Below are 15,715 nucleotides of genomic sequence, written 5' to 3'. Positions count from 1 at the left end.
ATTTAAAAATTATTTTCTGAATTTAAGGATCTCGTTGATTTTTACATATTTCAGGAATGTGTAAAAGGCACCGGTAATGGAAATGTAAAATCCTGCAATACCATCCAGAAAACCCAGTTTGAAAAAATAGTTTTTCATGAAATCAAAAAAAGGTGAAAATATCATCTTGAAAAGAGATACTGTTTTTCCGTTGGAAACCTTTTTTTCTGCCATTAATTGGGTATAGTTATTGATCTTTTCAATATGATGGGCTATACTTTTATAGGTGTAATGGTCGATGTGTCCCGGTAGCTTTCCTTTTTTATCTTCTGTGATAAAGCATTCATGTACCAGGTCGTCAGAATATTTTCCATGGCCTTTTTTGAAGAACCTTTCTCGCCATACATTGCCCCAGCCACCATATTTAATGGTTTTTCTCAACAGGATATTGTTGAAATGGATCTCATATACTTTATAAGGAGGATCAGTGCTCTTTAAAATGTTGTTGATAGCATTTACAGCTGTTTCATCCGGAACCTCATCAGAATCCAGGAATAAGATCCATTCTCCCGAAGCTTCTGACAGGGTATAGTTTTTCTGACAGCCGAAGCCGTGAAATTTTTTCTGGATAAATTTTACTTTCGGAAACCCGGTACAGATTTCCTCAGTTTTGTCTGTGGAAAAAGAATCAACGATAATAATCTCATCAGCTATTTGGTAAATGCTATTGATACTTTTCTCAATGATTCTCTCTCCATTAAAAACAATATAACAGACTGATAACTTCATTAATGAAATTCTGTAAAAGTTTTTTCAATGATTTTTACGCAGTCTAAAAGCTGCTCTTCTGTAATGACCAAAGGAGGTGCCAATCTGATAATATTTCCGTGGGTAGGTTTTGCAAGGAGCCCGTTTTCTTTCAACTGAAGACATAAATTCCATGCTGTGGAGCTATCCGGAGTGTCATTGATCAAAATAGCATTCAGAAGACCTTTTCCTCTTACTTTGGTAATAAGGTCACTTTTTTCGATGAGCTTATTGATCTCAGCTCTGAAAAGCTGTCCGAGCTGTTCTGCTCTTTCCGAAAGCTTTTCATCAGCTACCACATCTAAAGCGGCCATAGCCACTGCACAGGCAATAGGATTACCTCCGAATGTGGAACCATGCTGGCCAGGCTTAATGACACTCATGATATTATCATTGGCCAATACTGCGGATACAGGATACATTCCTCCGGAAAGGGCTTTTCCTAAGATCAGAATATCGGGCTGTACATTTTCATGATGACACGCAATTAATTGTCCTGTTCTTGCAATACCGGTCTGCACTTCATCAGCAATGAAAAGCACATTATGTTTTTTACACAGTTCAGAAACGTTTTTCAGATAGCCTTCATCCGGAACATATACACCCGCTTCACCCTGAATAGGTTCCACCAAAAATGCAGCGATGTTTCCTGCCTCTCTGTTTAAAACTTCTTCTAATGCTGCGGTGTCGTTGTATGGAATTTTAATAAATCCTGGTGTAAAAGGGCCATAATTCTGGTTGGCATCCGGATCATTGGAGAAAGAAACAATGGTGGTCGTCCTTCCGTGAAAATTATTTTCACAAACAATAATCTTGGCTGCATTTTCTGAAATCCCTTTTACTTCATAACTCCATTTTCTGGCTAATTTTACGGCAGTTTCTACGGCTTCAGCTCCGGAATTCATAGGAAGTACCTTATCGAATCCGAAAAGTGTAGTGATCTTCTGTTCGTATTCTCCCAGGTTTGAATTGTAGAACGCTCTTGAAGTCAGGGCCAGTTTTTGAGCCTGAGCTACCAATGCATTAACAATCTTAGGGTGAGAATGTCCCTGGTTGACAGCAGAATATGCTGAAAGAAAATCATAATATTTTTTGCCTTCCACATCCCATACAAAAACGCCTTCTCCACGGTCAAGAACTACTGGAAGAGGGTGATAATTGTGTGCTCCATGTTTGTCTTCAAGGTCAATAAAATATTGTGAATTTTTTGCTGTTGCTGCTGTTGACATATGTTTTGGTTTTTGACAAATTTAAGGATTATTAATGAGATGCATAAACAAAAACGTAATAGGGTACACTGCAGTATTTAAAGTGTATTTTTGGGCTATGTTATGCTGTTTTAGAAAATATTTCTTTTGCTGATAAGAGGGTGTAGGTTTTATATCTTTCGGTAGGCTCCTGTATTATTTTAGAAAGGAACTGTTGTAATTTTTTTCTTTTTGCTGAAAAAAAATTATTGATATTCAATTTTCTGAATTCTTTCACCAGTTTTTCCTTCATTATTTGAGGTGATGTTAGATACAATATTACCATTATTATCATAGGTAAGGCTGTTTTTTGTTGTTCTGCCAGTTTTATCCGGAAAGATAATCGTTGTTTCAATTGTATTTTCTTTTGTATCAAATTTGTTTAGGACTGTATTTTGAACTTTTCCATTCCTTTTGGTAATGATTATATCTGGTTTATCAGTTAAAGCCCGGAACTGATATTCTATAACGTCAATATCTTTCGGGCTGTCTGTAGAAAAGCTTTTGGTCTGTACAATCTGGTTATTTTTGTTGTACTTACATTCTATTACAAGATTTGTAGATTTGACGGATTTGATTATAAAATTCTCAGAATTATAATGAAAGGTTTCCTCTTCATCTATTTCATCCTTATTTTCTTCATATTTTCCATAACTGACCTTTTTAATAAGTTTATTCTGGTCATCATAAATAAAAACTTGCTTTGCTGTATGGGAATTGTTTGTTATGCTGTCAAGTTTGTTATTATTGTAATGGTAAAGCAAAGTTTCTACTGCCTCTCTTTCTCCTTCCCCATACAGTTCTTTTTTTGTTAGTACTCCTGCTTCGGAAAAGTAAACAGTTTCATAGTATTTGGTAACCTTGTCACCAAAATTAGAATTTGTTATTTGTAATTTTCTTATATCTCCATGCACACCGTAATCTTTTTTGCTAAGAACATTCCTGAATAATAAATCCTGCTTTAAAATTACCTGATCCAGTTCCTGTGCAGAAATGCATACCGGTAGAAGTAAAAGAATCAGCAAAGAAAAAACTGATTGGAGAGATTTTTTAAGTGAAATAGTTGTCATGAATATGTTTCTTTATTTTTTCTTCGCTTATGGCTTGGGAATTACAAAAATTGTTGAAATTATAAGAGCAAAAAGATGGCGAATTAGATGTTTAGTTTTCACGGATGACTATTCTCATCAATTTTATAATTCTTATGCTGAAATATTAAAAAATCATAATCTGAAAAATTATACTTGTATCTAAACGTTATTGTGAATCATGTTCCAGAATTCCTTGTACTCTTATTAAGCTTTCTTTAAGATCAGGGAGTCCGTAATAATTATTTTTCTTGAATATGGCTATTATATTTTTATCCTTTACCGAACTGTTATAAAGTACGCTTTCGGCATTCCATGAGGCATTACCGGAAGTAATCCCTGCAAAATCCAGATAGAATGGGTCTACTGTATTGCCGATGTAGGCTAATATTTTATATTTCTCGTCTTTTGTAAAAGTATTGTTATTTTCTAATGCATATCCGAAATTTTCTAAGCCAGTCAGTAATCTGTTTTCATCAGCTTTCGTGTGATTTTTGATATAGGTTAGAAGTTCGGTTCTTATTTCTAATGCTCCATTACAGTTTTTTACAAAGATAATATCTCCGATATCAGGCGATGTCTGGTACTTTTCAAGATAATCATTCATGGCCAAATCATTAAACTTAGGTTCTTTGGTATAGCCATATTGTTTAACCAATAACTTCACGAAGATAGGGTCCTGTGTAACCAGCCATGTCGTATATGTTTTATTATCATTAAACAGGTACATATTACGGGCTACTAATGTCTGAGTATTCTTTTTTTGCTGTTCTTTTAAATTAGGTATATCTTTCCAGCGTTTTATTGTATTGGGTCCATCGTTTGTTTCAATATCAATAGGACTATCTTCGATATTTTTCAGTTCAGGATATTGCTTCTGATAGTCAATGATCAAAGGAATAGGGTAAAAATAGGAAAGGAATTTATTTTTTTTAGATATATATAGGTTCTGATGTTCTGAAGATAGGGGTACAAAGTTCAGCTCCTTATCACATTTGTCAGAGGTGTCCAGTTTTAAAAAGTTAGTGGTTGAATTGTAATCTATTTTTCGGCCAAAAATTTGTTCCACTTTTGCAGCAAACTGGTTGTTATCAGGATTTTTATAGCCATTGGATTGAAGGATAGAGTCTTCAATTTCAATTAAGGAATTAAGGTCCTTTTCAGAATAATTGCTAAAACTTCCATATTCCTCAGCGGCCCCTTTCTTTAATTGTTCCGCCAAAACAGAGCTTATTTCTATTTTTTGCATGTTATTGGTTTTTAGATGTGGATTAATCACCTCCTGCTTTTTTTCCTGACATTGGATGAGACAGAAAAAGCAGGAAGCAATTAAAATCTTAGTTATAATAAGTTTACCTTGAACTTTCGCCATTTTCATCTGATTTAATATCTAAATTTAACGCTTTTTTGCTAGCTTCATCCGCAGATGAATAATTATCATTGTTATTTAACTTATCCAGGTCTTTAATAACATAGCCTTTAGGTTTATAAAATCCTCTAAAAATTTTATAATGTTCTGTTCCATTTTTCTCCTTCCATGATACAAAAACATTTCCGCTGCAATTATAGCTTGACATTTTCAATTTGTCAGATTGATTTCCACCCAGGCAGGCATAGATTTCTGTCCCTGGCAGTTTTCCGAAAACAAATGTAGCGTGTCCGGAGGTTTCTATATTGGTCCCTGTAGAATTACAGTCTGAAAATATAGCCACCGCACCAAAGAATGCCTCACATTTTTCAGCCTTAGCACTGGTCAAAAACATTCTGGAGCCTGCAGAATGCGGACTTGGTAGATCTTTTTGCTCAATACACCAACATACAAATGATGCACACCATGCTGTCCCACTTCCTGCATCCGTTCCTCCTCCGTCTTTATGATAAGTTTTGATTCTGCTGTCGATTGTTCCTTCATCTTTACCACCATATACTTTAGCTTCAGCAATTGCAATTTCCATCCATGGACTCCTTCCAGCAAGATTGATATCTACTGCTTTGCCCCATTCACATTCTGAGGTTTTGAATGTCTTGGAAGTAAAGTCATCAAATGCCTTTTGCTTTTCTTTGTAGTTGTCAGATGTTTTTCCCTGTTCATCTTTCGTTTCTACCATTTTACCCACTTTTTTGCTTACAGGTAAAGTATCTTTCGATCCATTGACGATTGAATTGATCCCTTTCCATTTGAAAAAAGCCATGGAAGAAATTACAGAAATCGCAACGTTGGTTAACACTAGATCCGGATCTGCGATAATATCTGCTCCTTCTTTTTTTGTATAAGTGTTGGCATATTCATAGGCCTTTCTTCCGGTCAGCTGTATAAGACCTTTACCTCTAAAGTTCCATCCGTCTCCAGATTCCGTATTTCCTAATTCTTTCCCTTTGGCACTTGTTGGAGAATAGGCGCCAGTTTGCTATATTTTTTTGATTTTCTTGAGATACTCCGGGTATAGCTGGTTTTTCTACTGCACGTCCCCAAAGTTTTGCATTTTCTCTCCCTTCTGTTGTTCTGAATGCTGCAAAAGTACCCGGTATTTTTTCCCAGTACCAATTGAAATTTTCTCCGTCTTTAATATGAAGGGATGTGCCTGATTCCACTCTGGCCTGAGCAAATAGGTGCGCTTTATTCCAGCAGGTATTCATACCGATCTCTTTCATGTATTTTGTATATGCAGCGGCAACTTGCGTCAGTATAGTAGGATCTGCATTGGGAAATATTTGCTTTAGCTGATCTGCAGTTATTGGATCATTGCAACGGGGACATCCATTTCCTTCTCTTTTTACCTCCGCCATTTCCACCACCACCGGCATCACATCATTATCAATTGCTTCCGGTGTTTCTTTCTGGGAAACCTTCAGGCAACCAGCTTCATAAAATATAAACTGTTTGCGAAGCTCCAGCATTTCTTCTTGTGTAAAAGCGGTTCCATCCTGTTTGTAAGCTTTTATACCGAGCTTTTCCATATCTTCGGTGCGTACAAGATCGGCTGGCAGTGTATTATTAATGGTTACCTGGGTTTTTTCCTCTTTCCATATCTTTTTATTGGGATCGGCAGGATCTTTCAGCTGTCTTGAAACCTGGGCAATATAGTAGTCGAAATTTTTAGGTGGGTTTTTCCATTCTTCTTTCGCTGTGAAGGAAACTTCCAGCAGACCGTCTTTACCTGTTTTTTCTTCTTTGTAGGATTCTTTGCTTTCGTGGGTATAGATAATGTGGTCTTTTTCGTTGAGAGCTTCTTTGGGAACTTCCTTAAACACATCAATTTTCAGAGTTTCTTCTGTCATATTGACGGTATGTACCCAGATCTTGTGCGTTTTTCCATAGAACGTCTGCTGACGCTGAATGTCTTTTCCGTTTTCGGTGGAAAACATAATAGAAACTATTTTCTGTTCCGAGGTAATGATGAGTTCTTCATTGGAATCCAGAACTTCCAGATACGTAGTCGTGGCATCTATCACAACAGGTTTTGTTCCGGCTATGGAGATATTGCCGGGTAATACTACCTCTGTTGAAGTGCCTGCCTGCAATTCTATCGTAAATACAAAACGGTATTTTGGTGTGGGATTTTCTGCTGTTTTAGGAATGGCAGTATCCAGTTTTTTCCTATAATCTTCGCTGGTATTGATTATAAAGGAGGCTTTACCTTCATTATTAAGTGTTACGCTTTTTTCTTCCAGCATGTATTTTTCTTTCTCCTTGTAAAAATCGTCCCCTTCGCCTTTTACCCAGACCTTTACTTTCAGAGTCTGATTCTGAAGACCATCTATTTCCACAAAGCCATAGGTTTCTTCTCCAAAACCTGTTTCGGTACGTTTTACTCCTGTTCCATATGCCCAGAGTGCTCTTTTTATAGCGGGCTGTGAAACTTTTATTTTTGTATCAATTTTTTTATTATCCGTATTCGTGCCGGTTAAATAAGCTGAAATGGTAAACTCGCCCAGCTCGTTGAAGGTAAGTGTTCCATCTCCATTATCCGTAACATTCTGCGGGACTTCTATTTTTATCGCCTCATTTCCGGCCAGGGTAGCAATTCTGGCTGTTGCGGTATATTTTACTTTTGTTCCTTTGGGGATATTTCCTGCAGGAAGTGAGAACTTATCAATAACATTGTTGATAATCTCGAAATTAAAAGTATCCGAACCTGTGAAAGCCGGCTGCTTGCCTGCACCGAGCGGATTTGCATACGCTTCAAGAACATATTTTCCCAGATATTGCCCACTGGAAAGCTGAGCATCCTGACTAAGGAAAGCATCTGCTTTTTTATTGATCACCGCAGTTTTGAATGATGCTGAATTTTCAAATGCTGTAATTCTTCCTGCTCCTTCCTTTTTAAGGTACCAGTGTACTGTTTTTCCTGTATTTGGCAGATAAGCTACATTGAACTTAGAAGCCTGAATTTTTAGCATATCGCCAGGTCGGAGCAGCCCTGGCTCTCCGCTTACGCCCATAACGCCTAATGTATTCTCAATTTTTATTTCTACAGATTCAGGTTTGGGATCATTGGGATCCGTAAATGCTTCTATGGTATATTTACCTGCATTTTTAAAGCTAAGCATTGCATTTCCTCCAACTTTACCTACACCGACAAGATGAGGTGAAGTTGTTCCTGAATGACTGTTGTACAGCACTGTTGTTCCCTGTTTTATACGCCATTGCGCTGTATTGGTTAAAGGTAAAAAACTATTTCTGTTCAGAATTTTCATCTGATCAGCGCTTGTATTCAATTTATATTCTACAGATACGGGAACAGGTATATTGATGAGAGTGGAAGTTCCGGGAATAACAATCTTTTTAACGAAATCTTTTACAACTTCAATGATGATCGCGCAGTTTTTATCACCGGCTTTCTTTCCATATGCTTCGATTCGGTATTTTCCTTCCGGAAGAGTGTCAAAAGTTTTACTTAAAGATTGATTGAAAATACTTCCCAAGCCTATGAAAGTTTTTACTTTGTCTTTGGTATCTTCTCCTTTGAAAAGAGCCCATATAATCTTTGTGGCATCTCCCTTAAACTGGGCGTTCAATGTAAGATTGTCGGCAGAGAAGGGATTCATAAAAGAACTAAAAGGACTTTTGGGAATCTGGACATAATAATAGATTCCGGTAGGTTTGGTTACAGGAACAGGAAGGGTCATTGAAATGGAATTTACTGATGTAGTAGTGGATGATGTATCTGAAGTTGCCCATTGTGGTGAGGTATTGGCTACCGAGAATTCATCCGCCTCTTTTACGTCGATTTGAGAAACATTGTTGGCTTGTCCGGTAGTGGCAAAGGCAATGGTTCCCGGCACACCATATCCGGGGCAGGTGGCAGTAGAAACATCTAAAAGTACTTTCATACTTTTGTTGAATTCTACGTTTTCATAATAGTCTTTGTATTTAAGGTTGCACTTTCCTTTGCATGGATACGGCTTTCCATCTGAACCTTTACAGTTTCCAAATCCATTGCCTCCGCCGAAACTTTCAGCTTTATCATCCAGATAAGTAGCCACAGGTTTGCTTTGGGCAAAATATTTATTTTTTCCAAGTTTCTTTTTCTGGCTTTTTACTTCCATAGGAACGGCGGTTCCTTTAGAATTATTGGCTATAGAACTGCTGCAGAATGCGGTAGCCCCTTCTACAATAATAAATCCTTTATCTGCCATATCATGTGTTCATAAAGTTAAATAATACTGCTTGTCTCCCTGTATACTATTTTTTTACCGGCTGATAATGTAAATTCAGCCTTCTTCTTTGAATACTGTTTTTTCGGAGAATTATACTCCATATGTATGGTAAGCTCAGCTTTATACTGTTCTGCTTTGTGCAGGTATTTTTTGCCTAGTTCTTCTTTTATATAATCTGGAACAATGGTTTCTGAAATGAAGAATGCATCAAAACCATAATCTCTCTGTTCTGCTGTGATGGTGCCTACACATTCTATATCTCCGATTCCCTTAATATTCCATGTCATGACCTCCTCATTTTTTCCACCGTTGTCTACGTAGGAAGGAGCAAAAAGCAGCAGATTCCAGAATGGTTCTTTACGTTTATTTCTATAAAAAATTTCTTCATCTTCAAAAGCTGCCAGGTATTGGTTTCTGAAAACATCGGCATTATGATACTTTTCCTGAATTCCTGAAGTTTTTTGTTTCCAGTCTTCTATATTTTTCTGATGATTGGTAGCCTGGAGAAAAACACCTTTTTCGTCTACTTTTATTTCTGCGGGATAAGAACTCTGTTCCAGGGTATGAAGAATTTCCATAAAACTATTTTCAGAGGGAAGGGGAAGATCCTCTATCTTTTCTATCAGCCAGTTTTTAGTCTGGTCTTCATTTTCTGTTTCATGAATGGTAAGTTTACAGGAAGAATGAAAACCTTTGGTTTCGCCAAACTGTATCTGAAGGGAACCCTCTACATGATAAAGGTGTGTTCCTTGATATTTTTGAAAAGGTTTTACTCGGGTTTCTTCCATGCTTTTTTATTTTTTGCAGGTATTCGAAATAGTTTCTTCCAATAGTTGATACATATATATTTTTTCAATAGTACCTTCCTTGCATTTACTTACATAATAATTAGCTATAAAATCTTCCTGATAATGAGATATTTCTTCACTGAGTAATCCGTCTGAATTTTCTTTATGTGTTATAAAATAAGAGGTATTACCTGTTTTTTTATAAAAAACGAAATTTATTGAAGCTATATTTTTCTGCGCCAATGATTTGTTGTATTGTAATTTCTTTTTTGCATATTTTATGATTTCTTTTTTTAAAATATTTTCTGAATCAGGATTGTCTATCAATATATAATAAGAAATCTTTACAGAGTTTTTGTAATAGCTGTTTATAAAGGTCATATGATCCAACGGAATAAACTCATTCTTTTTTCTGTCACAGCTCATCATTGCTATAATGAAAAAGAAAGTCGTTAAATATTGTATGTATTTCAAATGCTTCATTGTTTATTAATAAGTTTATTCACTTTTAAGTCACTAAATGATTAATATTCTCCCGGTCTTCTTCTTCCCATATTTCTAAGGTGATCCATTCTTTCTTTTTCAGCTCTTCTTTTATTTATCCTTTCGGCTTTTCCAATAGATAAGTTTTCAGTAAATGTTTTTTCAAATTCAACTTTAGTGACGAATGGCTTATATCCCCGGATATGTTGAAGAATGAACCAATATCTAAATCCTAACAGGTAATAATATTTCTTTTCAATATCAGGCATATCTAGCCCAAAATGATCATATAGAGAGACTTTATAGGTGGCATTATAGCTTCCGTTAGCTGATTTGCTAAATTTTGTGAGCTTAACTTCATAAGCCCAGGTATCGTTCATACAAATGGTCAGACCTCCTAAAAATGTATCTTTCAATGTTGAGAATTGTGGGTGGCCCCAACCTCTGTTTCCAAACTTTCCAATTTCGTTATCAGTAAAGTGTATTTCATCATCCTCAATAGAGGCAAGATTTCCACGACTTTTTTTGATTCGGTCAGCAATTTCATCTTCCATGCTTAGGCAAAATCTTTGATTTGATGGATGTTGCTGTACATGCTTTGTCAGGATAGGATTGGTATACTCACCACCTTCGCTTCGCTTAAATTTTTCAATCATATCGAGTGCAACAGTTTCAAGCTCACCAACAGAAAATAAATCTGTAACCATACGTTTAAAACCAACCCATAATTCTTCGTCAGTTTTATCTCTGATTTCAGCTTTGATCCAGATTCCTTTACTCTCAACATCCTTAAGGGTATACCGTGAAGGATATTGGTTGGATACACCTAATCCATAACATAAATCATCTGCAAGATTGACTCCCTGCCTGTCTTTTCCTTTAATTTTAAATCTGTCAATATAAACAGGTAATGGATTGTCTATTTTTACTTCCACACTTACCTTATCAATTGGACTTTTGAAATAGGCATAGGCACGCATATCATAACATGGTAGCTTAACCTGTATGGTCTGCGTATTTCCTTCTATGGAAGAATAATCAAAAAAGAAAGGTATAGCCGTTCCCCCTATCTTTACCTGCCACAGAAGTTTCTTATATTCATTCTTTGCTGCTGACCTGTTAAATGTTGCTTTGAACCAGTGCTTTTCTCCTTCTTTGGGCTTACTGATTTTTGCGCCATTATCATCAAGCGGACCTTCCACTTTGGTTACGAGTAAGGTATTGTCTTTCTTAGCCTGATATTCATCCAGCTTTTTACCCCCTTTTTTACCGTAAAAGGTATTTTCTTGTGGGGACTTAAAATCCAGCGCACCTTTGGAAGCATCCTTCATGATGTGTTCTGCTTCCTTGTAAGATTTACCAAAGACATTCCGTATGATATTTCCGCCTTCCATGGTTGTTATAAAAGTTTTTACGTTGTCTATCTTTCTGACCTACTGCATTTTTACCTGCTTGCCACTATTGATATTTTACTTCCTTAGCACTCTCCACATTAATGGCATCTTTTGTACTGATGTAGGAGCCTGCTTCCATATTTTCCGTAATATTTTTTGCTCGGGAACTTCTGCCTGCTTCAGCCGTTTCAATAATGTTGCTGGCGGTAAGGTTATAGTCATCATTTGCTGTTTCAGTGATGTCTTCACCTGCCATAATATTTACGTTTCTCTGTGCAGAAGCGATGATATTATGCCCTGCATTGATTTGTACATTTTCTCCGGCTGTAAATGTCATATTCTTAGGAGCATTTACTGTAATATTTCCTTTTCCATCCATTAAATAAGTGTTACCGCTTGGATCTTCTATAAAAATACTTCCTTCCTGATCATTAAAGATGATCTTATTTCCGCTCCTGGTCTGTATAGATTTAATGTGATTGTTTAGTCCGCCACCTAGAGCTACCTGTCCATGGAACATTCCGCCCATGGCAAATGGAAAATCAGGGTGATGATATTCAAAACCTACCATTACCTGATCCCCGATTTCAGGAATTGCTACAAACCCCCGGTTCTGGGTGATCGCATCAGTTCCACCTGCATCAGGGCTCATCATTCTTATAAAATGAGTAGTGTCGGGATTTCTCTGCCAGTCGAACTGTACCTGGATCCGTCCCTGATTCATGGGATCAACGTTTGAAATCACGGTTGCTACCTGTGGCTGGGCGTTGGGAATAACAAAATCAGGTTTAGGCATAAAACCGGTTCCCTCAGCTACTGCTTCAAAGTTTCCGGTATAATATCCGCGTGCATTTACTTCATGAAATACTTCTGTGATTGTTACTCTTGTAAAATAGGATGTTTCGCTTGTATCAGGTTTACGCATTTCAATATCTGCGCAACATCCGGGATACAGAAATGGAACCGTTGTATTTGCGGAAACGGTAAAAACTTCTACAGCGGCGCTACCTGCCGCACTTCTCTGTGAGTCATCAACATCCATGAACATATTGGCATTGACTGGGGCAGGGGAGAGCGATCGGGTTTTGAAAATGCTGTTATTGAGTTCGTAGGCTTTGGAAGGAATTTCCCCCACGTGCTTGATATTATTTTCAGAGCCTTCCATTTTTGTATGGCTGCTGCTGTTATATCCAAAAAATTCGGGTTTCGTGTGTACGGCTTTCAGTTCTACCTGAACGTCACTTGCATTGCTGCCATAGATAAGGCGCACAGGTTTTTCGGATGGAGGAAGCTTCCCAAAATGAAGGATTTCACCATCATAGTAGAATTGCTCGCCGTAAGCTTCTGCTGTTCTGGCAAGAAAATTATAATGGGTTTCGTTGTATTGTGAGCTGTAATTGATATAGCTTTTATTCTGAGGGTCTACTCTAAAATCAAATTTCGAAGAACCTAAAGCTTCTTTAATAATTTTATTTGCAATAATTCCGGTATTGACAGCCTGATCGCCCCCAAAACTTTGTGTATGAGGAGCTGAATCCATCAATATGGTAGGACTTTCACCTTTCAAGACAATATTACCAAGGCTCATTTTTTCCTGACTGAATGCCGCTTTGGTGATAACGCCTACAAAAGTCCTTTCCGGGCTCTCATTTTCGTAATCCTTATATTTAAAAACTACCGTTATTCGTTTTCCTAAAAACTGTCTGGCCTCTTCAAGATTATGATTCTGTGCAGAGCCTAAGGAATCATGGGCCAGGACAAGTTCGAAATGATGATGCCGTCTGGCACTTTGCTGCAAACGGAAATGTTTAAAATGTTTGACTGATTTTCCCTCAATCACAATATCCAGTTTTACCACACGGTTGATGCCCGGAATATGGTTCACAGAGATTTTGTCTGCATTATCCGGAGCTTTATACTGGTTCGGGCGGAATGAAAAATTGCTACTTTCTTCCATGGCTAGCTATTTTGTTTGGTGTAAACTAAAAACCGGATAATATAATCCTATACTATCTGTTTTTTATTTGTAAAAAAACTAATGTAGAGATCTTTTACAGCCAAAAAAGACAGAACAGCATCCGTTGTATCGGGTATACCATTCTGCCTGTTGTTTTTCTGGATGTAAAATTTACATTGTTAAGATGTAGGCCATTCTGCTTTGTAAGAAGAATTACCAAGATCGATAAGTTCAGCACTTACTACAAAGCTGATGTACATACTGTTTTCATCTACTGCATCGAAATCTACTTCGTGTTGGATCACATATCCGTTTTCCCATTTTAAAGTAGTTAATGTTCCTTCTTCGTGAGATTTGTTGAATGTTACCTCTCCGGTTGTAGGTTTGTATTTACCGTTAAGTAAACTTTCCAGGATGTCTGATTTTTCAGTAGCTTCCACTGTGATTTTGATAAGAGCATTGGAAGGATCTGATGCTACTCTTCCTGATACGTCTGTAGAACGGGATACACTGTAGTTAAGTTTTAATAACTTCTGTCCTTCACCGCCGTTAAATTTTAAGATTCCTCTTGAATTTCTTTCTGCCATGATAAGTAAATTTTAATTGTTAATATTGTGTGATTTGTTATCTTATGTCACCAAAAATAGAAGTAATTACATTATCAAAAAACATTTTTTGAATAAATTTTGAAAAGTGTCGTAATTCTTCGACTAACAAGTGTTAGGTAAATTGATTATTGTAAATCAAATGATTAAGGTGTTTAATATTAGGTGCTTATAAACTGTCCGGCAAATAGAGAGATTGCAAGGTTTTAAATAATAGTGGTGTTTAAAAATAAAAAAAACCGCCCCAAAAGGAGCAGTTTAAAATTTATAGGTAAATAATCTTAGTGATTATCATATTTTCTATCCATTACAAAATCTTCCATGAATTTTGTAGTGTAATTTCCGGCAAGATAATCTTCATTATCCATAAGCTGTCTGTGGAAAGGAATGGTAGTTTTCACCCCTTCAATATAAAATTCCTCCAGTGCACGTCTCATTTTAGCAATTGCTTCTTCACGGGTTTGAGCCGTAGTGATTAGCTTAGCGATCATAGAGTCATAGTTGGATGGAATACTGTATCCTGAGTAAACATGAGTATCCACTCTGATTCCATGTCCGCCAGGAATATTTAATCCTGTAATTTTACCCGGAGATGGTCTGAAGTCTGCGTAAGGATCTTCAGCGTTAATTCTACATTCGATTGAGTGTAATTTCGGATAATAATTGATTCCTGAAATAGGAGTTCCTGCAGCAAGAAGGATCTGCTCTCTGATCAGGTCATAATCAATAACCTGCTCGGTGATAGGATGCTCTACCTGAATTCTTGTATTCATTTCCATGAAATAGAAATTTCTGTGCTTGTCTACAAGGAATTCAATAGTTCCTACCCCTTCATATCCAATGAATTCGGCGGCTTTTACAGCAGCTTCACCCATTTTATCACGAAGTTCGTCTGTCATAAACGGAGAAGGAGTTTCCTCAGTCAATTTCTGGTTTCTTCTCTGTACAGAACAGTCTCTTTCAGAAAGATGACATGCTTTTCCATATTGGTCACCGGCAACTTGTATCTCGATATGTCTGGGTTCTTCAATCAGTTTTTCCATGTACATTCCTCCGTTTCCGAAGGCAGCCACAGCTTCCTGAATTGCAGATTCCCAGTGATCTTTAAGGTCTTCAGCCTTCCATACAGCTCTCATTCCTTTTCCACCACCACCTGCAGTAGCTTTGATCATAACAGGGTAGCCTGTTTCCTCAGCTACTTTTACAGCGTGCTCATAAGATTCTATTAAGCCGTCAGAACCTGGTACACAAGGTACTCCTGCCGCTTTCATGGTTGCCTTAGCGTTGGCTTTGTCACCCATTTTTTCAATCTGCTCAGGAGAAGCTCCAATGAACTTGATATTATTTTTCTGACAGATTCTTGAGAAATTGGCATTTTCAGAAAGAAATCCATATCCCGGGTGAATGGCATCAGCATTGGTAATCTCTGCTGCAGCAATAATATTGGAAACTTTAAGATATGAGTCTTTGCTCATAGGGGGACCGATACATACTGCTTCATCAGCAAATCTTACATGAAGACTGTCTTTGTCTGCAGTAGAATAAACAGCAACGGTTTTGATTCCCATTTCTTTGCATGTGCGTAGAATACGCATTGCAATTTCGCCACGATTGGCTATTAATATTTTTTTGAACATCTTCTTCAATTTGAAAATTAGATAATTTGAAAATTAGATAATGTTATTTTGAATGCAGAATTAAGTCTA

The 15,715-nt window shown here is 37.0% G+C and carries 12 protein-coding genes; all 12 read right to left on the bottom strand.

Going from position 1 to position 15,715, the window contains the following annotated elements:
• Positions 1-9 precede the first annotated feature (9 nt).
• On the bottom strand, positions 10-768 hold the full coding sequence (locus tag QF044_RS16000) for a glycosyltransferase family 2 protein (protein ID WP_307269334.1): 759 nt from the start codon (positions 766-768) through the stop codon (positions 10-12).
• A complete protein-coding gene (gene rocD / locus QF044_RS15995) occupies positions 768-2,015 on the bottom strand; it encodes an ornithine--oxo-acid transaminase (RefSeq protein ID WP_307269331.1) in 1,248 nt (415 codons plus the stop codon). The genes QF044_RS16000 and rocD overlap by 1 nt, the downstream gene beginning before the upstream one ends.
• A gap of 224 nt (positions 2,016-2,239) precedes the next feature.
• Positions 2,240-3,103 (bottom strand): hypothetical protein, encoded by an 864-nt coding sequence (locus tag QF044_RS15990; protein ID WP_307269330.1) that lies wholly within the window; start codon positions 3,101-3,103, stop codon positions 2,240-2,242.
• A 187-nt stretch (positions 3,104-3,290) separates the two neighbouring features.
• Positions 3,291-4,370 (bottom strand): hypothetical protein, encoded by a 1,080-nt coding sequence (locus QF044_RS15985; RefSeq protein WP_307269327.1) that lies wholly within the window; start codon positions 4,368-4,370, stop codon positions 3,291-3,293.
• Positions 4,371-4,473: 103 nt separating this feature from the next.
• Positions 4,474-5,313, bottom strand: coding sequence for a hypothetical protein (locus QF044_RS15980; RefSeq protein WP_307269325.1), 840 nt, complete (start codon positions 5,311-5,313; stop codon positions 4,474-4,476).
• Between the two features lie 136 nt (positions 5,314-5,449).
• A complete protein-coding gene (locus QF044_RS15975) occupies positions 5,450-8,761 on the bottom strand; it encodes a hypothetical protein (RefSeq protein ID WP_307269324.1) in 3,312 nt (1,103 codons plus the stop codon).
• Between the two features lie 17 nt (positions 8,762-8,778).
• A complete protein-coding gene (locus QF044_RS15970; protein ID WP_307269321.1) occupies positions 8,779-9,570 on the bottom strand; it encodes a hypothetical protein in 792 nt (263 codons plus the stop codon).
• A 6-nt stretch (positions 9,571-9,576) separates the two neighbouring features.
• Positions 9,577-10,053: a hypothetical protein gene (locus QF044_RS15965; protein ID WP_307269319.1), complete on the bottom strand. Its 477-nt coding sequence runs from the start codon at positions 10,051-10,053 to the stop codon at positions 9,577-9,579.
• A gap of 41 nt (positions 10,054-10,094) precedes the next feature.
• Positions 10,095-11,447: a DUF3289 family protein gene (locus tag QF044_RS15960; RefSeq protein WP_307269316.1), complete on the bottom strand. Its 1,353-nt coding sequence runs from the start codon at positions 11,445-11,447 to the stop codon at positions 10,095-10,097.
• A 64-nt stretch (positions 11,448-11,511) separates the two neighbouring features.
• On the bottom strand, positions 11,512-13,404 hold the full coding sequence (locus QF044_RS15955) for a type VI secretion system Vgr family protein (protein ID WP_307269312.1): 1,893 nt from the start codon (positions 13,402-13,404) through the stop codon (positions 11,512-11,514).
• A gap of 179 nt (positions 13,405-13,583) precedes the next feature.
• On the bottom strand, positions 13,584-13,991 hold the full coding sequence (tssD, locus tag QF044_RS15950) for a type VI secretion system tube protein TssD (RefSeq protein ID WP_307269310.1): 408 nt from the start codon (positions 13,989-13,991) through the stop codon (positions 13,584-13,586).
• A gap of 299 nt (positions 13,992-14,290) precedes the next feature.
• Positions 14,291-15,646 carry an acetyl-CoA carboxylase biotin carboxylase subunit gene (gene accC / locus QF044_RS15945; RefSeq protein ID WP_307269307.1) on the bottom strand — a complete coding sequence of 452 codons (1,356 nt, stop codon included), beginning with the start codon at positions 15,644-15,646 and terminating at the stop codon, positions 14,291-14,293.
• Positions 15,647-15,715 lie beyond the last annotated feature (69 nt).

Source organism: Chryseobacterium sp. W4I1, from assembly GCF_030816115.1.
Taxonomy (GTDB): Bacteria; Bacteroidota; Bacteroidia; order Flavobacteriales; family Weeksellaceae; genus Chryseobacterium.
The sequence above is the reverse complement of the archived record's forward strand: the minus strand, read 5'-3'. Positions and strand labels throughout refer to the sequence as shown.